Origin of the sequence: Aliikangiella maris (assembly GCF_040719265.1) — a bacterium.
GTDB lineage: Bacteria > Pseudomonadota > Gammaproteobacteria > Enterobacterales > Kangiellaceae > Aliikangiella > Aliikangiella maris.
This window is the reverse complement of record NZ_JBFDAH010000002.1, coordinates 191,741-217,459: the sequence shown is the minus strand read 5'-3', so window position 1 is coordinate 217,459 and position 25,719 is coordinate 191,741. Positions and strand designations below refer to the sequence as shown.

The 25,719-nt window shown below is 37.4% G+C and carries 23 protein-coding genes; 7 read left to right on the top strand and 16 right to left on the bottom strand.

Features of this window, described 5'->3' with window-relative positions; all coding sequences use genetic code 11:
- Window positions 1-648: 648 nt before the first annotated feature.
- The 4 genes from rimO to ABVT42_RS02945 all read left to right on the top strand — a co-directional run bounded on the left by rimO (window position 649) and on the right by ABVT42_RS02945 (window position 5,642).
- On the top strand, window positions 649-2,082 hold the full coding sequence (gene rimO / locus ABVT42_RS02960) for a 30S ribosomal protein S12 methylthiotransferase RimO (RefSeq protein WP_353873615.1): 1,434 nt from the start codon (window positions 649-651) through the stop codon (window positions 2,080-2,082).
- Window positions 2,083-2,170: 88 nt separating this feature from the next.
- Window positions 2,171-3,682, top strand: coding sequence for a B12-binding domain-containing radical SAM protein (locus tag ABVT42_RS02955; protein ID WP_353873613.1), 1,512 nt, complete (start codon window positions 2,171-2,173; stop codon window positions 3,680-3,682).
- 80 nt (window positions 3,683-3,762) lie between these two features.
- Complete coding sequence (locus ABVT42_RS02950) at window positions 3,763-4,245, top strand: GNAT family N-acetyltransferase (protein ID WP_353873612.1); 483 nt, start codon at window positions 3,763-3,765, stop codon at window positions 4,243-4,245.
- A 101-nt stretch (window positions 4,246-4,346) separates the two neighbouring features.
- Entirely contained in the window at window positions 4,347-5,642 is a 1,296-nt protein-coding gene (locus ABVT42_RS02945) for a hypothetical protein (RefSeq protein ID WP_353873611.1), read from the top strand.
- A 33-nt stretch (window positions 5,643-5,675) separates the two neighbouring features.
- Here the strand turns inward: ABVT42_RS02945 and ABVT42_RS02940 are convergent, their stop codons facing one another.
- Window positions 5,676-6,929 (bottom strand): DUF2130 domain-containing protein, encoded by a 1,254-nt coding sequence (locus tag ABVT42_RS02940; RefSeq protein WP_353873610.1) that lies wholly within the window; start codon window positions 6,927-6,929, stop codon window positions 5,676-5,678.
- Between the two features lie 281 nt (window positions 6,930-7,210).
- On the opposite strand from ABVT42_RS02940, the gene ABVT42_RS02935 reads away from it, so the two are divergent.
- Entirely contained in the window at window positions 7,211-7,576 is a 366-nt protein-coding gene (locus ABVT42_RS02935; RefSeq protein ID WP_353873713.1) for a tetratricopeptide repeat protein, read from the top strand.
- Between the two features lie 304 nt (window positions 7,577-7,880).
- On the opposite strand, the gene ABVT42_RS02930 is transcribed toward ABVT42_RS02935, so the two are convergent.
- The 4 genes from ABVT42_RS02930 to ABVT42_RS02915 all read right to left on the bottom strand — a co-directional run bounded on the left by ABVT42_RS02930 (window position 7,881) and on the right by ABVT42_RS02915 (window position 10,780).
- Window positions 7,881-8,057 (bottom strand): DUF6316 family protein, encoded by a 177-nt coding sequence (locus ABVT42_RS02930; RefSeq protein WP_367023425.1) that lies wholly within the window; start codon window positions 8,055-8,057, stop codon window positions 7,881-7,883.
- A 470-nt stretch (window positions 8,058-8,527) separates the two neighbouring features.
- Window positions 8,528-8,797 (bottom strand): DUF4404 family protein, encoded by a 270-nt coding sequence (locus ABVT42_RS02925; protein ID WP_353873608.1) that lies wholly within the window; start codon window positions 8,795-8,797, stop codon window positions 8,528-8,530.
- Window positions 8,798-9,063: 266 nt separating this feature from the next.
- Window positions 9,064-10,131, bottom strand: coding sequence for a homoserine O-succinyltransferase MetA (metA, locus tag ABVT42_RS02920; protein ID WP_353873607.1), 1,068 nt, complete (start codon window positions 10,129-10,131; stop codon window positions 9,064-9,066).
- Window positions 10,132-10,267: 136 nt separating this feature from the next.
- Entirely contained in the window at window positions 10,268-10,780 is a 513-nt protein-coding gene (locus ABVT42_RS02915; RefSeq protein ID WP_353873606.1) for a YqiA/YcfP family alpha/beta fold hydrolase, read from the bottom strand.
- A gap of 208 nt (window positions 10,781-10,988) precedes the next feature.
- On the opposite strand from ABVT42_RS02915, the gene yaaA reads away from it, so the two are divergent.
- Entirely contained in the window at window positions 10,989-11,765 is a 777-nt protein-coding gene (gene yaaA, locus ABVT42_RS02910; RefSeq protein WP_353873605.1) for a peroxide stress protein YaaA, read from the top strand.
- Between the two features lie 186 nt (window positions 11,766-11,951).
- On the opposite strand, the gene ABVT42_RS02905 is transcribed toward yaaA, so the two are convergent.
- The 9 genes from ABVT42_RS02905 to ABVT42_RS02865 all read right to left on the bottom strand — a co-directional run bounded on the left by ABVT42_RS02905 (window position 11,952) and on the right by ABVT42_RS02865 (window position 22,555).
- Complete coding sequence (locus tag ABVT42_RS02905; RefSeq protein WP_353873604.1) at window positions 11,952-12,530, bottom strand: Tll0287-like domain-containing protein; 579 nt, start codon at window positions 12,528-12,530, stop codon at window positions 11,952-11,954.
- A complete protein-coding gene (locus ABVT42_RS02900) occupies window positions 12,520-13,923 on the bottom strand; it encodes a cytochrome c3 family protein (protein ID WP_353873603.1) in 1,404 nt (467 codons plus the stop codon). The genes ABVT42_RS02905 and ABVT42_RS02900 overlap by 11 nt, the downstream gene beginning before the upstream one ends.
- An 8-nt stretch (window positions 13,924-13,931) precedes the next feature.
- On the bottom strand, window positions 13,932-15,911 hold the full coding sequence (locus tag ABVT42_RS02895) for an FAD-dependent oxidoreductase (RefSeq protein ID WP_353873602.1): 1,980 nt from the start codon (window positions 15,909-15,911) through the stop codon (window positions 13,932-13,934).
- 27 nt (window positions 15,912-15,938) lie between these two features.
- Window positions 15,939-16,457, bottom strand: a complete 519-nt coding sequence (locus ABVT42_RS02890; protein ID WP_353873601.1) for a hemerythrin domain-containing protein — start codon at window positions 16,455-16,457, stop codon at window positions 15,939-15,941.
- 549 nt (window positions 16,458-17,006) lie between these two features.
- A complete protein-coding gene (leuB, locus tag ABVT42_RS02885; RefSeq protein WP_353873600.1) occupies window positions 17,007-18,053 on the bottom strand; it encodes a 3-isopropylmalate dehydrogenase in 1,047 nt (348 codons plus the stop codon).
- Window positions 18,053-18,634 (bottom strand): 3-isopropylmalate dehydratase small subunit, encoded by a 582-nt coding sequence (leuD, locus tag ABVT42_RS02880; RefSeq protein WP_353873599.1) that lies wholly within the window; start codon window positions 18,632-18,634, stop codon window positions 18,053-18,055. The genes leuB and leuD overlap by 1 nt, the downstream gene beginning before the upstream one ends.
- Window positions 18,634-20,028, bottom strand: a complete 1,395-nt coding sequence (gene leuC, locus ABVT42_RS02875; RefSeq protein WP_353873598.1) for a 3-isopropylmalate dehydratase large subunit — start codon at window positions 20,026-20,028, stop codon at window positions 18,634-18,636. The genes leuD and leuC overlap by 1 nt, the downstream gene beginning before the upstream one ends.
- Before the next feature lie 18 nt (window positions 20,029-20,046).
- Complete coding sequence (locus ABVT42_RS02870; RefSeq protein ID WP_353873597.1) at window positions 20,047-21,228, bottom strand: 2-isopropylmalate synthase; 1,182 nt, start codon at window positions 21,226-21,228, stop codon at window positions 20,047-20,049.
- Between the two features lie 391 nt (window positions 21,229-21,619).
- Window positions 21,620-22,555 carry a M23 family metallopeptidase gene (locus ABVT42_RS02865; RefSeq protein ID WP_353873596.1) on the bottom strand — a complete coding sequence of 312 codons (936 nt, stop codon included), beginning with the start codon at window positions 22,553-22,555 and terminating at the stop codon, window positions 21,620-21,622.
- A gap of 176 nt (window positions 22,556-22,731) precedes the next feature.
- Between ABVT42_RS02865 and ABVT42_RS02860 the strand changes: the two genes are divergently transcribed.
- Window positions 22,732-23,037, top strand: a complete 306-nt coding sequence (locus ABVT42_RS02860; RefSeq protein ID WP_353873595.1) for a DciA family protein — start codon at window positions 22,732-22,734, stop codon at window positions 23,035-23,037.
- A 147-nt stretch (window positions 23,038-23,184) separates the two neighbouring features.
- Here ABVT42_RS02860 and lpxC read toward each other — a convergent pair whose 3' ends face one another.
- Complete coding sequence (gene lpxC / locus ABVT42_RS02855; protein ID WP_353873594.1) at window positions 23,185-24,099, bottom strand: UDP-3-O-acyl-N-acetylglucosamine deacetylase; 915 nt, start codon at window positions 24,097-24,099, stop codon at window positions 23,185-23,187.
- A gap of 432 nt (window positions 24,100-24,531) precedes the next feature.
- Window positions 24,532-25,668, bottom strand: a complete 1,137-nt coding sequence (ftsZ, locus tag ABVT42_RS02850; RefSeq protein WP_353873712.1) for a cell division protein FtsZ — start codon at window positions 25,666-25,668, stop codon at window positions 24,532-24,534.
- Window positions 25,669-25,719 lie beyond the last annotated feature (51 nt).

Here is a 25,719-nt window from a genome sequence, read left to right as displayed (position 1 = left end):
ATTTTAATTGAAACTAATCATTCCCTCTCTTAACATCAGAAATAAGATATTTATTTTTAACATAAAATAAAAAAATCAGAGAAAGACAAAGTCAAATCAAAATCTAATGTAAACTTTAACTACAAATGAAAAATAAAATTAAAAGCAGCATTGAAAAACTATTTATATTAAAGACTCTGTAATAATTTTTATTTTTTCAGCTGATAAAAAATCGATAATAATAAATTAGACGAATCATTAGATGGGGCGGCTATTTTACGCATTTTTTCGATCAATATTTATTAAAATAAGTCCTCATATTATCCCCTCAATAGTCGAACAATTCGTTTATTGCAAAGACGAATGATGTACAAGCTAATTCAGAGTAACAAATAGTAATTGATAATATTCTTCTTCAACAAAGTGAATCTATCTAACTTGAGAGTAACTCATTCTCAATCAGTTTGACTTGGTGCGGCCTTCATTGACCCTGTGCTCCATATAAAAACTGAAAGTTTGGAATTATCGAGAGAAGCTCCATTCTTTACCTCATTGAAATAGCACAAAATTTAACCTGTTTTTCATTGCTGATTCAGGTATAATCCGCCCGCTTAAAACAAAGCAATAACCTCGAATCGAAACCAAAGCATATTTAACCAGTAGGTCTTCATGAGCGTAAAAAGATTTGATCCAAAACAAACAACAACATTACAAATACCAGCTAAAGTATTGCAGGCTAACACCAGCCAACATGTTATTGATAATTCAAAGGTTTCTTCACAATCTTCTGCGGCACGAATTGGCTTCATTAGCCTTGGTTGTCCCAAGAATCTGGTTGATTCAGAAAGAATTCTTACTCAATTGAAAAATGAAGGTTACGAAATTGTTTCTACTTATCATGATGCGAAACTGGTAATCGTCAATACCTGTGGATTTATCGACAGCGCCGTCCAGGAGTCATTAGATACAATTGGTGAAGCACTCTCTGAAAATGGCAAGGTACTGGTAACTGGCTGCCTTGGCGTTAAAGAAGATGAAATTCGAGAAATTCATCCTAGTGTATTAGGTATCACTGGACCACATGCTTATGAAGAAGTGCTTGCGCAGGTACATCAACATGTTGCTAAACCAGAGCATAATCCCTTTTTACATCTAATTCCTGATCATGGCATCAAACTCACGCCTAAACATTTTGCCTATTTAAAAATTTCAGAAGGATGCAACCACCGTTGTACTTTTTGCATAATACCCTCAATGCGTGGCGATTTAGATTCTCGAATTATTAGTGATGTACTTAACGAAGCTAAACGCCTGGTTAATGCTGGAGTCAAAGAGTTACTCGTTATTTCGCAAGATACTTCAGCCTACGGTGTTGATACAAAATATCGACAGGTAATCTGGCAAGACCAAACCATTCAAACTCGGCTTTATGACTTATGTGAGCAGCTAGGCAATATGGGTGTTTGGGTGAGACTGCATTATGTCTACCCTTACCCTCATGTGGATGACATCGTTCCTCTGATGGCCGAAGGGAAAATTTTACCTTATCTCGACATACCTTTTCAGCACGCGAGCCCACGGATTTTGAAGTTAATGAAACGTCCTGGCAACATTGATAAAACGTTAGAGAGAATCCATCGTTGGCGAGAAATTTGTCCTGAACTCATAATTCGCTCAACATTTATTGTTGGTTTTCCAGGTGAGACTGAAGCAGAATTCGAAGAGTTACTCGACTTTTTACGCGAAGCACAATTAGATAGAGTTGGCTGTTTCAAATATTCACCAGTAGAAGGAGCGAAAGCCAATGAATTACCCGATCCAGTCCCCGAAACAGTAAAAGAAGAGCGACTCGAAAGGTTTATGACCGTTCAGGCAGAAATCAGCGCACACAAGTTAACCCAAAAAATTGGTAACGAATATCAGGTGATTATTGACGAAGTGACCAGTGACGGTGCCATCGGCCGTACCTATGCCGACGCACCGGAAATTGATGGCGTTGTGCACCTGACTGATGAATTTGAAGTTGAGCCAGGCGATAAAGTCTGGGTTCAAATTATTCATTCTGACGAACACGATCTTTGGGGTGTAAAAGTCGAAGATTAACGAATTTTACTGTTTAATTTGAGTAACAGCAGGTATTATCAAACAACTAATCGTTTCGTTTTCTTTATCAATTTTTATTTGGTTTAATATGTCAATCATTACACTGACGACCCTTAATGCAAAATACATTCATGCCAGTCTTGGATTACGCTATCTTTATGCCAATTTAGAAGAGCTAAAATTAGACACACAGATTAAAGAGTTCACTATAAAAACTCGGGCAATTGATATTGTCGAAGACATTTTGCAAGATAAACCTAAAATAGTTGGCTTTGGCGTTTATATTTGGAACACAACCGAAACAGCAGCAGTCATTAGCCAGTTAAAAACGATTGCGCCTGATGTGATAGTTGTACTGGGCGGTCCAGAGGTCAGTTATGAAGTTGAAACACAGTCTATTTTGCAGTTTGCCGATTATGTGCTGACAGGTCCTGCGGATTTAAGTTTTTATCGCCTGTGTAAAGAAATTTTAGCAGGCGAAGCACCAGAACAAAAGGTCTTACGTTCAAAACCACTCGCATTAAAAGATTTAAAACTACCTTATGAATTTTACAATGAGGAAGATCTAAAAAACCGTTTACTCTATGTCGAAGCGTCCCGTGGCTGTCCATTCAAATGTGAGTTTTGCTTATCATCATTAGACAAAACCGCTTACCCCTTTGACCTACCACTGTTTATGCAGCAAATGGATCAACTATACCAACGCGGTGCTCGTCATTTCAAATTTGTCGACCGAACATTCAACTTGAAAATTAAAACGACACTTGAAATTATGAATTTTTTCCTCGATAGAATGGATGATGATTTGTTCCTTCACTTCGAAGTTATTCCCGATCATTTGCCCGATAAACTTAAAGAGGTTCTGGTTAAATTTCCCCCTGGCACTTTACAATTTGAAGTGGGTATCCAAACTTTTAATGATGAGGTGCAAACCTTAATCAGCCGCAAACAAGACAATCCCAAATCAAAAAATAATTTGATTTGGTTAAAAGAAAATACAACCGCACATATTCATGCTGACTTAATTTTTGGTTTACCCGGAGAAACTTTGGCAACCTTTAGTCAAAGTTTTAACGAGCTGTATGAGTGCGGTCCGCATGAGATTCAAATGGGCATATTGAAGCGACTTAAGGGCAGTCCGATAATTCGTCATACCGAATCACACGACTTGCGTTTTAATCCGCTGCCACCATTTAATATTCTGAGCAATCGTTCAGTCGACTTTGTTACTATGCAAAAAGTGAATCGATTTTCTCGCTATTGGGATATGATTGGCAATTCTGGTCGATTTAAAAATACCCTACCGCACTTGCTAAAAGACAACCCATTCGAAGAGTTTATGCAAATCACCGACTGGATTTATGAGCAAACCGGGCAAACTCATCAAATCAATTTAAAGCGATTGTTTGAACTGGTCGCTCAAGCAATCGATGTTTTATTTCCCGAGCGCTACGCGGCAGTCATTCAGCAAATTGAAGCAGACTATGTAAACTCCAAACTAAAAGGCGCATTTTCATTAATGCGCTTAACCTATCAGCCAACAGAACAAACCATGACATTTCAACGACGTTCGCAACGTCAGCAACGACATTTAGTTTAACGTTGGTGGGGATAATTTATAATTTCTAAGCAAATAGCAATAAGCAACGAATTAAACAATATAGGTTATATAAAATACAAGTGAATCATTTTCCCCAACACTTACAACTTATATTGGCAAACCAAAGCCAGATTGCTCAGCTATTAGTTTGGTTTAACACCGAAGCAGCAACAAGAGCTTGGGCAGGCCCAAAAGTTCATTATCCGCTGATATTATCCCAATTAATTGAAGACATTAATGATACCCAATCTCAAGACTATGCACTGGTCGATGAAAAAGGTCAGTTAAAAGGATTTGGGCAAATATTAAGTCGCTTTGGCAATCAACATTTAGGCCGAATTGTGGTTAACCCAAAATACCGTGGTCAAGGTATTGGTCACCAGCTTGTCACACGGTTACTGACCAAAACTAACCCAGCTTTCACTCGTTCTTTGTTGGTTTATAAAGATAATTTAGCCGCGCTACAGCTTTATCAAAAGCTGGGATTCCAACGGACTTTGCCACCTAATGATGAAGTACTTCCAGAAAATTGTATTTTTATGATATACCATCCAACTATTTAAACAGTTTTAGCGTCTTTCGTTAAGCAGCTTAAATTTAATGAGTACACGTATAGATATAACGTACAAAGATTAAGAATCAAAGATAAATCAGATAGATAAAAATGAAAATTTCACAACAGCTAATTGAGACCCTCTACGGAGCGCCCACCAGTCTTAAGTCTATAAAACGCAGTACCATTAATTGGATGGTAATTTACTTTTGTAGTGGAGTATTAGTTTTTTCATTATTTATCTGGACGCTATTAAGTCATGAGATCACTATAAAAAACTTAATACTTGACTATTTTTTTCCTGACTCCTGGCATAGCATATCTGAACAATTGGTCAATTTTTTTTATGAAAAGCAAACAAAAACTGTACTCGGCAACTTAATTTTATCTGGCTCATTAGTGGTCGCTTCGGTTTTTCTTTTTCCGATAAAAGAGAAATTTTCTGCCGCATTTGAAAAAGATGCTAAATATCCTAATGGTCCGAGCCAGGAGTTTCCTTTATCTTATCAAGCAGTCGAAGAAACTCGCTTATTTTTGCTTTATATAGCAGCACAATCTGTCATTTTATGGATTGGCTACTACCCTTACATTTGGGCGAAAGCCACCGCCATAACATTAAGTTATTTATTTTTATTCTATTCTTTTAGTCTGGATATTATCTCTCCTACACTACAAAGGCATCGAATTACCTATGCAGTTATTTTAAAAGCGCTATTTAACAAACCCCTTCTATTAATTTTATTCGGGCTTATTTTTAGTTTGCCAGGCTTGATTACTAGCAAAATTATTTTCAATTTTGACACTCTGACACTAATAGAAGTGGCGGGAATTTTGTTTTTAGTCAACCTTATATTCTTAACTTTAGCAATCCCAGCAGGTACACATTTGGCGAGTCATCTATTACCAGTTATGCGTACAACACCGCCGGTATCAGCAAAAACCAGTCGAATTGGGTATACGGCTTTGGCCGTTATTTTAATGACCAGCCTGTTTTTGCATGGTCAGTTAATTCGCAGCTTGCACCATAAAAGCCAATTGCTAAAAGCAGAATATGCTATTGACTGGTCTTCTATTGATTATAAATTGCCTTCATTCTCTCAATTGCTCGGCGGACAAGCCTTCAGTCAACTTAGCTTTGATATTGAGATAAACAATCCAACCGCCTATGATATTGTTATTGAACAAAGTCAAATTCAAATTGAACAAAACGCGTTGACTATTGCGACGGTTGATTTAAATGGTTTTTCAGTTCCTTCAAAGGAGTCTCATAAAGTGACCATTCAACTCGACTCCAATTCAAACCTGGGCAAAATCAATCAGCTCGATAATCTAACTCAAGGTTGGCGTGTCGATATTTATTTACAAGTTTGGCCAGGTATTCCACTGATATTAAATGTTGTTAATTAATAAGTTGGAAATAGAAAGTCGCTCTACCGTTGATTAATTCTCTTCAGGTAAATCTAGCGATGGAAGCGCTTTAATCACATTACCAGCAATGCCATGAATCGAGCTGTACATGTTGGCAGTGTTAAACAGTACCTTTTCAATTTGCTTTTCGCGCTTTTTCCAAATTGACATCATCGCACGTTTTTCTTTATTTAAATCTTCCTGCATTTGAGAAAACCCTTCAACAATGGCTTCAACTTGCATTCGAAATTCATTGCCAGTTAAATAATCATATAACATGACCATTTTTTCACCTTTATTTTCCTGCGTAGCAATGGCTCGACTAGTTCGAATAATCGAATCTCGTAATACCAGACTAAGACCTTTAAATTCTTCAAAAGAGCAAATCCAAATTCCCTCTTTTAATCCTAATCTGTCAAGATCGGCGGGCATAGCCTGAGTGACCAATACCCCAATGTCAGCACCTTGATCCCGAATATCTTGTTTAAATTTTTCAATCCAGCCAGGTTGAAAACTCTGCGTTCGTTTACTCTCATAATAAATCACACCGCATCGCGTTCGGTTTCGTGTGTTGACAATTTGCAAGCAGTCAGCACCTCGGGCACCTTTTTTAATCTCTTCAATGGTATCTAGCGGGAACTGTTCATTAAGCCACTCTTCGATTGCAAGCTCTTGAACTTCCCCTTGTAATTGAGTAGATCCTTGCTCGGCTTTTCGTTTAGCGATATCCAGCTGATTTTTCAACTGCTCAATTATTTTCTCTTTTTCTGCAAGATATAATGAGTTTTTATCAGCTTCCGCTTGTTGAATACGCTGCTTTTCAGCAGCGAGCTGACGGGTTAACTTGAGTTCAGCTTCGGCTTCAATACTTTCTTTCAGCTCGCTTTTTTCTCGCTTGATTCGTTCTAGTTCAATTTGAGTACGGCTTAACTGTTTAAGTTGCTCAGACTTATCATTGAGCTCTTGTTGTAACAGTTTAAATTGTTCGGTACGCTCAGCCTCTAGTTCTTGTGCAATCGACTTACGTAATAAGGTGGTTTTTTCTTTGACCTGTTGAGCAACTGTATTGGCAACTTGTTCGGCTTGTTGTGCTTTTTCTTCTATTAACTGTTGTCTCTCTGAAGCTAAAGTACGCTGTTGTTGCTCAATCAGCAGTTTATCCTGTGCAGACTTGTTTTCGTATTGACGGCGTAACTTTTCTTCTAACTGATGAGATAGAACTTCATTGACATCAAAGGTGTGACCGCATTCTGGGCACTCAACCTTGGATACGGATGTAGAACTCATAGTGACTCCCTCAAATTGATACCGCTAAAAAACGCTATCTTAGGGAGACTGTTGCATACTGTCTAGAGGCAACCGACATAATTTTAAGGTTGAGCACAATATTATCAACTGATAAGACTCACCTGATTCAAACAGTTCGGTATTGCAAGCTAAAAAAGAATATTTAGTTAAATGCTTCAGTGAATCGTTCTATTGCTTAGTTTCATCGTGCTTATTGTTTAACTTGCTTATCCCAGATCCAGATTTACAGCCTTTCACCAAATCATTAACAAGCTTTATCGCTGTACAAAGAAAACTACAAGATCCAACGAGAAATTTTTGGTGAAATTAATCACTATACGCTGACAACACTCTATAACATTGCCAGTGAATTCGAAAAACAACAACAGCTGGAACAAGCCGAAGCTTATCAAATTAGAGCATATTCGGGTTATAAACAACTCCAGGGTATTGACCATATTAATACGTTAAAAGGAGCGGTACAGCTCATTAATATTTATATTAATCAGTATAAAATTACGGCTGCAGAAAAAATCATCAACGAAAATAAAAAAGCCATTTTAGCCAATAAGGCACCAGAAGACTGGTTTGATAAAGCAAGCTACGCAGAGGTAAAGCGCTTTTTAAAATTATCCGACAAACAGTAGTTAATGAATAAGCTAACGCAAGAAAGACAGGCAATATTTTGTTCAATTAAAAACTAACAGTTAGCAGAGTAACAACTTTATTAGATGAGTGATCTCACAAGCGTTGCTTTATATTATTTCGTTTCACAAATTATATCAAACAAGCAGCTTTCAGCCTTTATTTTTGATTCGCCTTTTTCGAAGATTCTTTTGGAGGTTTTGATGGTTCGAAAGCTAATCCAGATACCACACTAACTAGCTATTTTATTTGTTTCGTATTAGCTCAATAATTTAAGTAAATAGTGTACCGTCTTTTCTTAAATGATCATTGCTGAGCCTTTAGAATTGAAACAAAACTTTCTAAACTTTTTTGTGCATTTTTACGGCTTTCGTAAGGCCCAAATACAGCCCCTTGTCTAATTGAAAAATACCAGTTTGAATCTTTCTGATAAATTCTATCGGTGCGCTTGTATTCTTTTGTCGAAAGATCGTCTTTTCTCATAATCATACTCAAAACCAGTAAAATTGTTATTAGTTGTTATACCAGTGCGCGCATATTACACCGACCACCTAATAAAATAACTACGACATTCAGCTATTATTGTGTGAGAAATGTCTGACGAGGATTGTAAGTAAAAATGACATATCACTCAAGTGAGATACTATATTAGATAGGAATATTCGATAATTTTGTGAATTTGTTCGAATTTTATTGTTAGCAAGGTAATTTAAATCAACCGCCAAACAACCTATCTATAACAGTTTAACGCTAAAAAAATAACTTTTAATAGTTCAATTTTTAAATAGCTCACTTAAAGTATTTAAACTTTAATTTTTTAGTCAATAAAATCTAGTACTTTAAATACGGCTTTTAAATTTTAGCATTGCCTATGACATTCTTTTAAATCGTACTTTTTAATAAACTGTCATTTTGTACCGATAATTTACAACTAACGTTTATTCGCAGTGATATTAGATGCCCATTCTTGCTAATAAATCAGACAAACGCCCAATTAAGTCTGTCAATTGCGGATGATGTACCTGAATAGTTTCAATTTCTGACTTTAGCTTTTCCACCAAATACTTATCTCCAGTCATATCTGTAGTAGGCTGTGTCATTTGACGATTGATTTCATCAATAAGTGCTTCGGTTTTTTGACGTTGATAAGAATCAGTAATTTGATTTGAATCAAGTTCATTCTTCAACTCAACCAGTATATCCAGCATCTGCTGTTTATCCATTATTACCCCTCAGATAGAATGTCGCTTGGTTTAAAATTCGAGTCTAGTATTAAGTTTAAAACTTACTCAGAACTTAGCATTTCTTAGCTTACATCGATAATATCAAAGCTTATCTGTAAGACTTTTATCTTAATAGGTTAGATCAAACTACATTCAGCGACAAGCTTTCTGAGCAAAAACAAGCAACAACAATGATTCAAATAGATTACTTAAAAGTTAATTATTAATAAACTTTAAGCATTGACATCAATTGCAGATGAATAAATCTATAAAAACCGTAAAGGATTTTTTGGATCAATACCTTTCATGAATGGCCTATTGAGCGTCATATCTGTTAATTGATAAACGATGCCCAGCCAGTTGTTAAACGTAGACAGAGCCGTATCACGCCAAGTATTGTCTAAACGCTCAATTAACCATTCTTCTGGCCATGTTGGGATTTCCAGCCCATCAGCTTTGGCAGACTCAAGCTTGAGCTGATATTCATTGAGAAAACCAATTAGTTCGGGCTCAAAATAATTTTCTGGAAACGGCGGATAATCTTCACGCTGCTGATTAAACCAGCGATCAACCTCACGCTTATACTCTTTTAACAAACTAAAATTATCATACTCTGGATGGCCCTGGAAAAAAACTAATCGAATACCATCTGGACTGGTTGCCAAGTGAACGCCAGCTTGCTCACTCTCAGCCAAGGTGATTAACCCTTTTGCGGATAGTTGTTCTCGTGTAATTTGATTATAACGCGAATGGGGTACATCGAAGCGCGTATTCATGTGTCGGGTCAGCGGGTGATCGATTTTAGTAATCCGATGAACATACACCCCCCACTGTTTATCACAAAGTGGTTGACGCTGAATATCATACAAATATTGAACGACTGCATGTGTCGCCAGACAGGCACACAAGGTGGAAGTAACGTTATCTTTTGCCCAATCAATCACTTTGGTCAGACAAGGCCAAAAAGACTCCTCTTGCAGACTCTGAGCAGCCGGATTTGCGCCCGAAATAATCAGCGCATCTAATCCATGTGCTTTGATACTATCAAAATCTTCATAATAGCGATCAATCCAGTCCTGAGCTTCAGCAGAGCGTTTAATCGAGGGTAAACTGAACAAGTGCACATAAATCTGTACAATTTGGTTGCAGTCGCCAACTAGACGCATAAATTGACGTTCAGTTGCTTGAAGAGAAGCATCTGGCATCATATTTAGCAGTCCAATGTGCAACTCTCGAATGTCTTGATGTTTAGCCTTTTCAACAGAAAGTACATCATGTTTCTCTTGCAACAGTCGTTGAAATGTAGGCAAGTCGGTAAAAGCCACTAGTGGCATACATTCTCCAATTTACGTCTAGCCATCTATAACGCCATACTATAAATCGAATTACAACTTTTTTAAACCATTCTCATGGTCAATCGATATAGCGGTTAATAATATCTGCCACTATTCTAGTTAATTTATTGATGATTTAACCAATATTTTGCCTGATTTCATCTAAAAATATCGCAAAAAACTTTTCTAATTGAGGCAGCGATGATTGTAATCGATGGTTATCATTCAATAACAACGTTTCTATCTGGTGCGCTTGAGCAAACTTTAGTACCCTATCCACCGTCACAATGTCGTCATGCCAGCCGTGAAATATTTGTACACGACAGTTTTCTGGTGGCCCTCCATGCAAGTCATATCCGGGCATATTAACGGCAGGAGCCATTAAGAAAAGTCCCACTGGGTTTAGTGATTTTGCAGCGACTAGGCTAACATAAGACCCCATACTTGATCCGACCAGAACCAAGGGTTTCGACGGGGCACTAAGCTGAGTTTTGAGTTTATTGACCCGTTCCTCAGGTGAATCAATCCCTCGGTAATCTACACTCATTGTACGCCAGCCATGACGTTGAGCAACAACGCTTAAAGCATTAATTTTAGTCGCTTGAGGACTACTGTCCTTACCATGACTGAAACAGACTAATCCAGACATTTTTATACTCCCGCTTTAACTAAAGTCGTTTGACAATGACATCATTACGCGATAAATCCAAAAGCGCACTGAAGTCAATCGATAACCCAAGCCTATGATACATCAAAACTCACCAGTCAAACTAATCATAAGCAAACTGCAAAAATTTTATTATTATTATTAATTTTGATAGGATACGAGCTCTTCTATTATCTACTAAAAAGATCTTATGATAACCGTTATATCTCCAGCCAAGAGTCTAGACTTCGAATCCCCACTAGCGACCAAGCAAAAATCTCAACCATTATTTTTGGCACAATCGGAAACATTGATTAAGCAATTAATAAAGCTGGCTCCACAGGATATTGCTACCTTGATGAAGTTAAGCGATAAATTGGCGGCACTGAATTACGAAAGGTTTCAAGGTTTTTCTCCCCCTTTTACCAGTGAAAATGCGCGGCAAGCAATATTAGCTTTTCGTGGAGATGTTTATCAGGGATTAGATGCCGATACTTTAACCAGCGAAGACTTTAAATATGCACAAAAGCACTTGAGGATTTTATCAGGCCTATATGGTGTGCTACGTCCTTTAGATCTCATTCAGCCTTATCGTCTTGAAATGGGAACTAAATTCTCAAATAGTGCAGGCAAAGATCTTTATGCATTTTGGGATAGTCAATTAAACCAATATTTAGAAAAAGAATTGCAAAAGCAGGCTTCCCCCATATTAATTAATCTTGCTTCGAATGAATACTTTAAAGCGACGCAACCCAAAAAACTCAAAGTCGATGTAGTCACTCCTATTTTTAAAGATTTAAAAAATAGCCAATATAAAATCATCAGCTTTTTCGCTAAAAAAGCCAGAGGATTGATGACTCGATATATTATTCAAAACAAAATTGATAAGGTTGAAGGTTTAAAAGACTTTAATGAATCGGGCTACTACTTTGACAAGCAGTCAAGTACTGAAAATGAATTAGTTTTTTTACGCGATATTCAACAATAAGATTCACCTGCAAACTTAACTAGCTAAATACTTACCAGGATGACTTATTTACAAACGGTTCAATTTTATATGGTAGCTTATAGGATTTTATTATTGTTCTTTGAATTCAACTTTTAGCTGGAACATAAATATAACAACTTCAGGTAACAAACACTTAATTTGTTACCTGAAATTAGGAAAGATAAATTATTCGTCTAATGGAATACGAATAACCAATCCCCCCATTGTTTCGCCAATTTTAAAATCTTTTCTTGGGCTATCTAAGTGATCGTTATGACAATCAACACAAGCTTTAGAAACAGCAATGTCAGGATAAACCGCGGTGTAATACTTTTTCTTGCCTAAAGTCTCAACACCATAAAAGTTTTGTTTTGATTGCTCGATAGTTTTAAGTGCTTTCTTTTCCAAATCTGTTTTTGGTGAGTTTTGCTTATTAATTGCCCATGAAGACAATAATGCATAAGTAAATCCAGAACGTTTTTCAGCAACACGCTCTGCCCCCATTCTTAACATTTGCGCAGGTAGTGGCAGTGCGCTTTCTTCTTTCCACTTTTCTTCAGCTGTTATAACTTCTTCTTCATTTTGAAGTCTATGAACAACTTTTTGAGTGTAAACAGCTCGATCAGCTTCGATAACTGAAAAGATTGCGTCAGCCATTTTTCTAACACTCACGCTCGCATCTTCGGCATAAGCAACGGGTGTAAATGTAAGAGCTGTTAACAAACTTGCGCCAGCCAACAATTTAGTTCTAGAACTAACCTTCATTTTTTTCTCCTGATTTTTGATTTAATTGTGTTTTTTGCAATATTCGTTGTTTAACGAGTTCAAATGATTCATGGTCTAATTTCGGTGCATGACTGAAATTATTTTTTATTAATTCTTCATCAGCTAAAGAAGATACCGAAAACTCCATCCCATGGCAGTTCATACACACTGTGCGTAACATTTTAGTATTAGGTCGTAAATTCAAATTTTGGTTATGTTCTACAGTGACCTTTCTTCCTTTTTTAACACGAGGTAAATGACAGGTTGCGCAAGAAACCCCACTACCTCTACGGCCATTTCCGAGTTGCTCATTTTGCCATAACATAAAATGTTTTGATTTTTCAAAATTTAGCGAGTGCTCATCTTGATGGCAACCTAGACAAGAATCCACTGCAGCTTTTTGAATATTTAAGTCATGAGGATTATGGCAACTAGCACAACTAAGCAATTTATCCTCGCCATGTTTCATTTCTAGTCTTGCATTAGCAGTAGACATTCTAGTTAAATCTTGGCCCAGTCGCATACCATGTTTACCTTCAATGAAGCTCTCATGTTGTTTTTTGTGACAGCTTCCACATTGTTTTTCCATTGATTCAACACTAACTTGCCAGTTATTTTTTTCATCTTGTTTTGTATGACAACTACTACAGTTTGCCTCAACATTTGCATGAACACTTTTGTGCCAACTATCGGTTGCAACTTGCATGGCTTCAGCTGAAATTTCCTTACCGTTTTCATAGAGGGATTGAATATCAGGCTCTGCTGCTGGTGGTAACTTTTTATGTTTATTTTTCTTTAGCCAACGTTTTAATTCAGTTCGCTCTGGATTAATTTGTTTTTTCTTGTTGGCAGGTTCATCAAGATGTTTTCCAATAAATTTTTCGTAAAGCATGCTATTGTCGTGAAAGTTATGACATCCTGATGACGCACAGGTTTGAAATTCAAAATCTTTATGACTTGGTCTGTTTTCTCCAACATCTTGATGACAATGAAAACAAAAATCTTCAGCCAAGGTAACACCATAGTTACGTGTGATTTCTGGTTTATGTTCACGATGGCAAGTTACACATTGAGTTGCATCAAGCTGCTCGAGTAACTCTGCATTACGTGGATCATCAAACACCGAACGAGGATGGCTATCATTGACTTTTTCAAGCTCTTCAGCATGGCACGACTCACAAGCTTGTTGCATCTCTTTTTCACCAGAAAAGGCAGAGCTATGACATGATTCGCACTGAAGTTCGATTTGATAATGACCATGGGTTGTCTCACCGGCCAAATAAAATGACTTATCCCCTTTTAACAGGTTAAAAGTCAGTAGCGCGGTAATTATTACAGTCAAGCCTAGACCGATTGGTAATATACCAATTTTCTTTTTATTGTTAGTTGTCATGCTTTTTTTTAAAAGTAATAAACGGATATTATGTGGAATATTAATAGTGGTAACAATGCCCAAAGCAATGTGTAATGCACTCTAGACCACCAGTAACGATGTTGACGTAATTTGTGATCGCTCCAATGATGGTTTTTAGACATAAATACGCCAACCAGTGCACCAGTCATTGTCGCCCCTAAGAAAACAGTCATCAACGTAAAATTTAAATTTTCCCCCATTCTGACACCGGTATGTATCATAAGTATTAACAAAGCAATAACACCTACAACAGAGTGAACATATCGCCAGGTATCAACATGGCCAAAATTAAAATTTTTCAGACGCTTTCTTAATGCAAGTGCAGTTGCAATTAAACACAATCCCAATAGTGTGTAGCCACTGACTTGTTTCCAGAAATTATCAAACCATAACTTTTCGATGTGCCATTTAATTTGAACAGTATCAACTGCAGCTAATGGTTCAAATAATATCGTGAGAAGGATTAAACAAACAGAAATTACTGAAGTAACAAATAATTTTCCTTGATGGCGCATGACCAAATTTGGTACAGGCTTATCAAGCAACTGTGCAAGCATCGGCTTACAAGAACCACAAACAGTACCCGCTTTGGTCTTTTCACCTAATGCTTCAATGGTGCGACATCCAGACTTAATTGCCGCATTTAGTTCGCCGATGGTCACATTTGAACAAAGACAAACGACATAACTATCCGGTAAATTTTTAACTTGGATTTCTTGTGGCTTATTAATGAGCAAACCGGTTTCTTCAAATTTAAGCAAAGCTTTATTGCGAAACTTTCGATTTTCATTAACCGCAATTTTTATTTCACTTTCTTCTTCCCAATTTCCAATCAGAATTACACCGACTAAGCGTCCTTCTTTTAAAATCAGTTTTCGATAAATGCCTTTTAGTCGATTGGTATAACTATAATACTCACCATCTTCTACATCGAGTTCACCATAATAGGCAGTCGTATAGTTGTTAAATTTGACCTGAACATGTGGCAGATCTTCTTCGAACTCATGTAAATGGCCAAGAATATGTTCAACACAGGATTTTGCTTGTTTAAACCCAGGAGAAACGACCCCAAATGTTCTATCTCTGAATTCACAGCAATCACCAATAGCATAAATAGACTCATCACTAGTGCGTGTGTATTGATCAACAATAATACCGCGTCGGGTTTCAAGACCAATTTTTTCTGCAAGCTGTTTATTCGGCGAAATTCCGGTACAAAAAATTAAACAATCACAGGGGACTATTTCACCATTTTCAAGTTCTACAGCTTCAATATGTTGCTCACCAATAATTCTTTTAACAGGTTTTTGAACAGAAAGTTTAATGCCTGATGCAGCAATGTAATCAATCAATACTTCTTGTGCATCATCATTCAGGTAATCCCCGAGTAAATGACTTCGAACTTGTAGCGTGACATTGTTATTTGGCTGCTTCATTCCAAATGCAGCTTCAAGCCCTAGCGGGCCACTACCAATAACATAAATGTTTTTACATTCTTTTTTGCTTCGTAAGAGTTCATTGGTTCCGTCAATAGTACGAAATTGATGAACACCTTTTAGATGGGTATTTTCAATTTTAGGAACTAGAGGACTTGCCCCCAATGCCAAAATCAATTTTGAATAGTGAATAATATTGCCACGATCATCAGTGACAGATTTGCGCTCTCGATCAACGTTGACAACTCGATGACCTAAAAACTCGGTAACACGTTCACTTTCGCTAGCAGAAACCGGGTTTTCTAATTGATTCTCGGTAACTTTGCCAGCTAAAAACAATGAAAGCTGAACGCGATTGTATGGCCTGCTTTTTTCTTCTCCAAAAATAATCACCTCTTGATTAGGTGTACTTTCAAGAATAAGATTCGCAGCGCGTATCCCAACGGGACCGTTACCTATTATCACAATAGGCAATTGTTTCCCGAATTCACTCTCTACTTTTTCGATAGGGTTTCCTAAGTAACTGCTCACTTATTTCACCCTCTTTTTATTTTTAAGTTAGCGAGGTCTGTATAGGATATACAATGACTTTTCTTCAAGGCTGACCCGACGAGTAACGATTTCTCCGATATTCGTATAGTCAGATTTAAAATTCTGCACCATTTCTGGTGTAAACTTTCCTTGGTAAGTCCTACAGAATTTAATGGCAGCATTAGCAATTTCATTCATGTCCGTCCGAAATTCTTTAACTATTTTTAAATTATGTTTATCGTCCGCTAAAGCTTGTTCAAGATACACATAAAATTTGACATTCTCTGTCAATAAGTGCGCTTGAAAGTCAGCTTTGAACTGGTTAATTAAAGTTGCTACTTTTCCGTAATTGGTTTGTTCAAACTCGGACCATATTCGCCCAAATAGATTGACCAAATGTACGTGAGTACCTTCAAGCTCATCAATTAGATTAGGATCATAACCAATCGAAAACTGATCACTCTTTGGTCTCTCAGGAACCTGAGGACTAACTTTGAGTTCTTTATCAGGTCTGTTTTTAAAAAAATTATTTATAAAGCCTAACACGTTGTACACCCCTGACTACATAATTCCAAGTGTTTAGAATGAACCTAATAATCTGGCATTCCAATGCGGATTATTTGGAGTAAGAAATAAATCCATAAATCAATTAACCATAATAGTAGAAAATTGATTTTCGCACACTACACTAATTAGCCAGAGCGTCAATTAGTATATTAGAGCACATTCATATTATGGATTTATTAAATCATCGCTTGGGAATGCAAAGCAATAAATCTCAAAAAGCAATAGTGCGACCTAATTCTCCCTTTTAGGGTGCAATGTAACTCTCACGGAGATTACTTGTTTACGACAGTAAATCCAGAGGATTTTCCAAAGGACTTAATGTCGCAAAATACTACCATGCAATTATACATTAAGCATTATAAATTTTTGAAGAGCAATTCTTTAATCAGGTTCAAAAAATAAAACTTAACAAAAAATAGAAAAATTTCCTGTGAAGTAATACTAAATTTTTGAGGGTTTAATATTACGAGTTTGAGATTTGCATTCAATATACGTAAAACAAATTCAAACCCGTAACTTTTCTTTTGACTATAAATTTTGGATGACTGCGTGAGTAACTTGATGTGTTTTTATTTCGCTTTCACTTTTTAAATCGCGCGTTAAAATACCACTAGCGATTGATGATTTTACTGCGGTTTCGATAGCATCTGCTTCCGCTAAATAATTTAACCAGCGTAGCATCATTGCAGCGCTTAGTATCGAAGCGTAAGGGTTAGCGATACCCTGACCGGCTATATCGGGCGCTGAGCCATGAATCGGTTCAAACAGCCCGCTCCCTTCACCGATTGAAGAAGACGCTAACAACCCCATAGAACCAGCTAACACACTTGCTTCATCAGACAAGATATCGCCAAACATATTTTCGGTTAAAACGACATCAAAATGTGCTGGGTTTTGAATCATTTTCATCGCACATGAATCAACCAATTGATGTTCTAATTTAATTTCAGGATAGTTTTGACTAACAAGCTTTGTAACAACTTCACGCCAAAGTCTTGAAGTTTCCAAAACATTTGCTTTATCTACTGAAGTAATTTTTTTGCCACGTTGCATCGCTAATTCACAGGCAACTTTAGTAATACGCTCAATCTCTTCAACACTGTAACGACATTCGTCAGTCGCAAAGTTTTCGCCTCGATGTTTATCGCCAAAATAAATACCACCAGTGAGTTCTCGTACAACGATAAAATCAACACCCTCTAGAACTTTTGGTTTTAACGGTGAAGCATCAACCAGTTCTGGAAATACCGTTAGTGGCCTGATATTTGAGAAAACGCCCATTGCGCTGCGCAATCTTAATAATCCTTGTTCAGGTCTGACCTTGGCATTTGGATCATCCCATTTAGGTCCACCTATCGCACCAAGAAAAACAGCATCGGCATTTTGACAAGCACTCACAGTTTTTGCTGGTAGTGGATCGCCTGTTGCGTCAATCGCAGCGCCACCAATTAATTGCTGATCGATATTAATTTCTAGTTTAAACTTATCAGCTACCGCGTTCAGTACACTGATTACAGATTCGGTTACTTCAGGACCAATTCCATCACCGGGTAAACAAACAATATTTATACTCACTATGCATACCTCTTTTGCTGCTGTTCATACTCTGTAATCTTATTTTGCTGACTTAAAATAAAATCTAATTGATCCATACCATTTAAAAAGCAATATCGTACAAAAGGCTCCAGTTCAAAATCAATTGTTTTACCTTCAACTTCAATTTGCTGTTTCTCAATATTAACAACAATTATTTTAGCGTTTTGTTGCAATAAAAATTCATGTGAAGATTTATCAATAACGATAGGCAACAAACCATTTTTTATTGAATTATTTCTGAATATATCGGCAATTGAAGAACTAATGATCACCTGAATACCAAAATCTAATAATGCCCAAGGCGCATGTTCGCGAGATGAACCACATCCAAAATTATCGCCAGCAATTAATATTTTGCTGTTTCTAGTTTCTTGCTTATTTAAAACAAAATTTTTATTTTCCTGGTTTTCTGGGTTATATCGCCAATTAGAAAATAAATGTTCACCTAATCCATTCTTATTTGTAATTTTTAGATGCTCAGCAGGAATTATCTGATCAGTATCAATATTATTGTTTTCAATAACTGCTGCAACCCCTTCAATATATTTAATCGCTTGCATTAGTTAGTCTCCTTAATTTGTGTTGCATCAATAATTTTTCCAGTTACTGCCGCCGCCGCCGCAGTTGCAGGACTAGCCAGTAATGTTCGCCCACCTTTTCCCTGACGACCTTCAAAATTACGATTGCTGGTACTGACACAAATTTGTCCAGGTTGAATAATATCGCCGTTCATTCCAAGACACATAGAGCATCCGGGTTCGCGCCATTCAGCTCCGGCTTGAATAAAAATATTATCAAGCCCTTCTTCTTCTGCCTGACGTTTAACCTGATGAGAACCTGGAACAATTAAAGCGCGTACGTGCGAAGCAACCTTTTTCCCTTTGAAAATTTTTGCTGCAGCCCGTAAGTCAGTAATACGAGAATTTGTGCAACTACCAATAAAAACCACATCTACATTTTTATCTAACATCGGTTGGTTAGCTTCAAATCCCATGTAATCCAGAGCATGTTTTGGTGCAGAACTTGGGATTGTACCATTAATCGGTATTGCCATTTCGGGGTTAGTACCATAAGTAATCATTGGTTTAACTTCCTCTCCCTGAATCACAACCAACTGATCGTATTGAGCATTTTCGTCAGTAAATAGCTGTGACCAGTCATTTACCGCATCTTCCCAAAAAGCCTCTTTAGGCGCGTAGGGTTTACCTTTTAAATAAGTAAAAGTTTTTTCATCCGGTGCAATCATACCCGCTCTTGCACCGGCTTCAATTGACATATTGCAAATAGTCATTCTTTCTTCCATATCCATCGCACGAATACATTCACCAAAATATTCAATCACATGGCCAGTAGCACCACCAATGCCAATTTTTGCAATAATTGCCAAAATCAAATCCTTTGCCGAAACATGCTCACTCAATTTTCCGTCGACTCGAATACCCATCGTTTTAGGTTTTCTTTGTGGTAAACATTGCGTTGCAAACGTATATCCGACTTCACTCGTACCAATACCAAAAGCCAATGCACCAAATGCCCCATGAGTACTGGTATGGCTATCACCACATACAATTGTCATTCCCGGTTGGGTAATTCCTTGTTCGGGACCAATAACATGGACAATTCCCTGACGCTCATCACCTAATTCAAATAATGAAATGCCAAAAGTTTCACAGTTTATTTTAAGTTGCTTAACTTGGTGCTTTTCTTTTTCACCATTGAATTGATATTCGCCATCAGCACCGCGAGGTGTTGTTGGCGTAGAGTGATCCATGGTAGCAAAGGTTCTATCAGGTCTTCTCACGGTTAGATTTCTCTCACGCAACATATCAAAAGCCTGAGGAGAAGTAACTTCATGAATAAAGTGAGTATCAATATAAATAATCGCGGGCGTATCGTTACTTTCAGCAGTAACTATGTGCTTATCCCATACTTTGTCAAATAATGTTTTTGCCATTAGGTAAGTTCCTTAATGTTAAACTTTTGCATAATGCATATTGGTTTGTTCCAATATTTTAAAAATATCAGCATCAGAAATATGTTTTCTTGTATCAGAAAATGCTTTTACTTGAGAAGATAAATCAGAAATTTGCTCTTCGGTTAAGTTGATTTTATTGTTATCTAACCACTGCTTGATTGCATGCCGTCCACTATGTTTGCCGATTACCATGTCGTTCCCGGTAAATCCGATATCTTCGGGACGCATAATTTCATAAGTTTCGCGATGAGCAATGACGCCATGCTGATGGATTCCAGCTTCGTGAGCAAAAGCATTTTTCCCAACGATAGCTTTATTGTACTGCACATTGATACCAGTAATTTCAGCGACCATTTTACTTGAATTCAGTAATTGAGTTGTTTCAATCGTCGTAAATTGGTCATATAAATCTTTACGTGTTCTCAAGCTCATCACCACTTCTTCCAAAGCAGCATTTCCCGAACGCTCACCAATACCATTGATAGTGCACTCCACCTGACGCGCTCCTTTTTGAATCGCCGCCAGACTATTTGCTGTAGCAACACCTAAATCGTTATGACAATGTACACTAATAACAACATCGTCAATTCCTTTCACTTCGCGATTCAATTTGTCAATTAATCGAGCATATTCGTCGGGCATGGTATAACCAACGGTATCGGGTACATTAATTGTTGTTGCACCTGCCTCAATAACTGCTGAGAAAATTTTAACCAAAAAGTCAGACTCACTGCGCGTGGCATCTTCTGCCGAAAATTCAATATCATCAAAATATTTTTTGGCTAACTTAATTGATTCAACTGCCCGCTCAATGACGTCTTGTGGCTCCATTCTTAATTTGTGTTTCATATGAATTGGACTTGTTGCAATAAACACATGGATCCGTTTATTTTCAGCCGATTTTAAAGCTTCAACTGCGGCCATGATATCTTTTTCAACACACCTTGCCAAAGCACAAATTGTTGGTCCTTTGACAGCTTCAGCAATCCTGGAAACCGCATCAAAGTCTCCTTGCGATATCACTGGAAATCCCGCTTCAATGATATTCACGCCCAGACGATTTAATTGATGAGCCATCTTTACTTTTTCATCAATCGTCATGCTTGCACCAGGCGATTGCTCACCATCCCGTAAAGTTGTATCAAAAATTAAAATTTGATTTGGATCTCGCTTCATCATCAATTTACCTTTTTATAAACAAAAAAAAACCCGCTTGATTGGCGGGTTTCTTAGTTTTTCGGTTTTTTAAACCTTTTAACAAACAATAGCCCGCCGCCTCTTGATTAAGAGTAAGAGAGAGAGGAGGAGCGCATTGTTCAGGTAGTTGTTCATCAATTATTAAACCAATTTATTTATTCATAAAAAAACCCCGTAGTTTTTAAGCTACGGGGTTTTGAAAACATAGAAAATCACCCCGTCCTAGATGAGGAGGAGGTTTAAACCAGAATTTGTGTTTACAGTATTTGCGTTCATAAGTGCAAAAATAATACAAGTTTCCCTTAGAGTCAATCTTAAATAACCAAATTATATAATTAAATTGGCTAAAAAAGACGTAACGGATTAGTAGGCTCTAGCTTTTCGCTCGGCGATTAACATATGGTAAAGGATTGACACTCTTCCCATTTTTTAACACTTCGTAATGAACATGAGCCCCCGTTGAGCGACCAGAATTTCCCATTTTAGAAATAATCTGCCCTTTGGTGACTACATCACCTTTTTTAACTAGTGTTTTTTTATTATGTGCGTATCGAGTAATAAGACCATCACCATGATTGATTTCAACCAACAGCCCATAGCCATAACGGTCCCCCACCCAAGAAACAACACCTGCCGCAGTAGCATAAATATCATCATTTTCTTTTCCGGCAAAATCAATACCGCTGTGCCAAGCTGGTTTACCCGTAAACGGATCACTTCGCTCACCATAAAAAGAAGACATCCATCCTTTTTTGATAGGTCTCCCAGAAATATAGCGCTCAACGCCCATATGCTTATCTAGTAACAACGACTCTAAAACACTTAACTGCTGCTCTCGAGAGTCAAGCTGTTGATCGATTTCATTTAAAGAAGCTAAAAGCTGTGGAATATCTTGTGTTTCGCCACCAGAAGCTTTTTCGGGTCCTCCCATTGCAGGAGCATCACTGAAGTTAAATTCTTTCGCATCAAGACCAGAAATACTGACAATCCGCTCTCCAGCAGCATCAAGCCGCCTGATGTGCGCTTGCATCATACCCATTTTTGCGGTGAGAGCGTTTAATTGCTGCTGTGATGACTGCTTAGCCATTTCCAACTCACGCCATTGGTTTTCCAGTTCTAATTTCCAATTATCAATGGTAACCTGTTCAACTTTTGCCATTTCAGAACGCTTAATTGCATAAAAGTAACCACTCACTCCGGCGACTAGTGGCAGAACAAAAATAAAGCTAAAAATAGTATACAAATAGCGATTTCGTAACTTAATGCTTCGCATTCCACGCTGCGATCGCTGTAGTATCGTAATACTCATGGCAAACTCTTTAATTGATGACTTAAATTGTAAGTTTTTCGAGAAGCAAAAGATTGCAATCTCACGTTAATTGTCCTTACAATTCATATTAATAATCGAATTTCTCCAAATTCTCAAATATTTATATCTCGAAGATATAACCAACATCGGTCTATTATTACCTAAATACTCAATATATGAATCGTAAACCTACCCATCAAGTTGATAAGTTGATTTCAACGCCTAGCGGAGAAATTAAACCACTTTTAGACAAACTGGCAAAAATTAAGACGCTGAACAATACCTTAGAACATAAACTTAATGCAACTCTTAAAAAGCATTGCCGTGTTGTCAATATTCGCCAAAACACATTGGTTATTGCCGCTTCCAGTCCCGCATGGGCCAACAAACTACGTTTTCAAGTTACTGATTTATTAGAATATTTTCGAAAAAATGGTTATTTCGGCTTGGCTAATATTGAGGTTATCGTCCAACCTAAATAGTTCTTTAGCGATTATGAGATTTAAATATTGAATTGTTAATATTTTTCAATTACTTAACAATAAGCCAATGTAGAAAATATAAACTTAACAAAAGAAAAAAGCCGGAACATCCAGCTTTTTTCTTTTAAAGTCAATAGATTAACTTGATTATACAGCTAAGCCAGGTTTCATAATATACGAAATGGGGGCGGCATCTGCATCTTCAAAAGTGACAACTTCCCAAGCTTCACTGTCAGCAACCAAGGTACGAAGTAGCTTATTATTTAACGCATGACCAGACTTTATACCGATAAATGCACCAACTAAGCTGTTACCCAGTAAATATAAATCGCCTATAGCATCCAAAATTTTGTGTTTAACAAATTCATCATCGTAGCGAAGACCATCTTCATTTAACACACGGTACTCATCTAAAACAATTGCGTTATCCATGCTACCACCTTGCACCAGGTTTTTAGAACGCAAGTATTCAATATCATTCATAAAACCAAATGTTCTTGCTCGACTAACCTCTTTAACAAATGAAGTTGCGGAGAAATCAATTTCGGAATACTGAGAACTGGTCGAAAAAACAGGGTGGTCAAAATCAATTCCAAATGACACTTTAAAGCCGTCAAATGGCTCAAAAATGGCTTTTTTATCGCCTTCGACCACTTCAACCCGCTTTTTAATTCGAATAAATTTTTTGGCTTTGTTTTGCTCTTCGACACCGGCAGATTGAATTAAAAAGACAAATGGTCCGGCACTGCCGTCCATAATAGGCACTTCTGGCGCAGAAACATCGATATAGGCATTGTCGATACCTAATCCGGCCATCGCAGCCAACAAATGTTCTACTGTTGAAATTCTTACTCCATCCTTGACTAAACATGTGGATAAAGTGGTATCACCAACATTTTCTGGTGCTGCACAAATTTCAACCACAGGATCCAAATCAACTCGACGAAAAATAATGCCAGAATCAACAGGCGCTGGACGTAATGTTAAATAAACTTTATCGCCAGTGTGTAAGCCTACACCTGTCGCTCTGATCGCAGTTTTTAACGTTCGCTGTTTAATCATAATTGAATTGTTCTCCAATTAGTTATCGACGTTACAAGCCATTATTTTTAATGACCAATCACATTTAATGAAAAAATCATTAATTTCAGCTATATACTTTTTAAACTCATCGGATGAGTATATTTAAAAGTTGCCGCATATTAGCATAAAGTAATACCACGTAATACGAAAATTAGCCTAAAAGTTGACCTTAATCGTAAAAATTTACGAATTTTGGTATCTATTCTTCATCTTCCTGTCACTTTTGGCTGATAAGTGAACAATTATTCAGTCAAAAAATTAATAAAATGTTTATCCCACCAATCAGAGGCTGAAGGGGAACCTCTTAATTGGTGGTCTGATTGAAACCGATAATCAAAACTTCTAGTAATGCGGCAAACAATATTAACTAATCAGATTCAAAGCAATAATAATTTTCATTAAGCTTAAGAATCAGTCAGCCTGCTTTCTTAAAAATGCGGGTATATCCAGGTAGTCCATATCACTGCCGACAGCTTGTTTAGGTTGCGCCGCCTGTTGGCGCAATATTGTTGGTCTGTCCAATTCTGGATAATTATTACTTCCATCTGCCTTACGTGTATTGTCAACTTTAACCTGTGGCGCTTGTTTAGCAACCTGTGTACCAATACCCGTAGCTACTACAGTGACTCGGATTTCGTCATTTAGTTCAGGATCAATGGCAGTACCAATAACCACAGTTGCATCATCAGCAGCAAATTCCTGGATAACACTACCCACATCAGAGAACTCATCAATGCTCATATCTTCGCCAGATGTAATATTAACCAGAATTCCCTTCGCTCCAGCTAAATCAACATCTTCAAGTAATGGACTCGAAACCGCAAGCTCAGCCGCTCTTCGCGCACGATCTTCTCCGGTACCGATACCATTCCCCATCATCGAAGTACCTTTTTCTGACATCACTGTTCTAACATCAGCAAAATCCACATTAATTAAACCCGGACAAGTCATTAATTCTGCAATTCCTTGTACGGCACCATGCAATACATCGTTTGCAGCTTTGAAAGCCTCAGTAAGCTTTTTGCCTTTCATGACATTTAATACTTTATCATTAGGTACAATTATCAACGAATCAACATGTTGACGTAGCTCTTCTATACCACTTTCAGCAACCTGCATCCGCTTTTTCATTTCAAAGAAAAATGGTTTGGTGACAACAGCAACGGTTAACACGCCAAGCTCTTTCGCAATTTCAGCAATTACCGGCGCTGCGCCAGTTCCTGTACCGCCGCCCATACCAGCAGTAATAAAGACCATATCTGTATCAGCCATAATTTCGGCAATACGCTCACGATCTTCAATAGCAGCCTGACGCCCAACATCGGGATTCGCGCCAGCCCCAAGTCCTTTAGTAATCGAACTGCCCAATTGAATCGTCGTACGAGCCGTTGAACGATTTAAAGCCTGCGCATCAGTGTTAGCACAAATAAACTCAACACCATCAACGTTAGCTTTTAACATATGTTCGACAGCATTACCGCCGCCGCCGCCCACACCAATCACTTTAATAACCGCATTTTCACGACAGTTATCAACCAACTCAAACATATTAGTCATATTTTTTCCCCTTCGTTTTGTTAACCATTAACAATCAACATC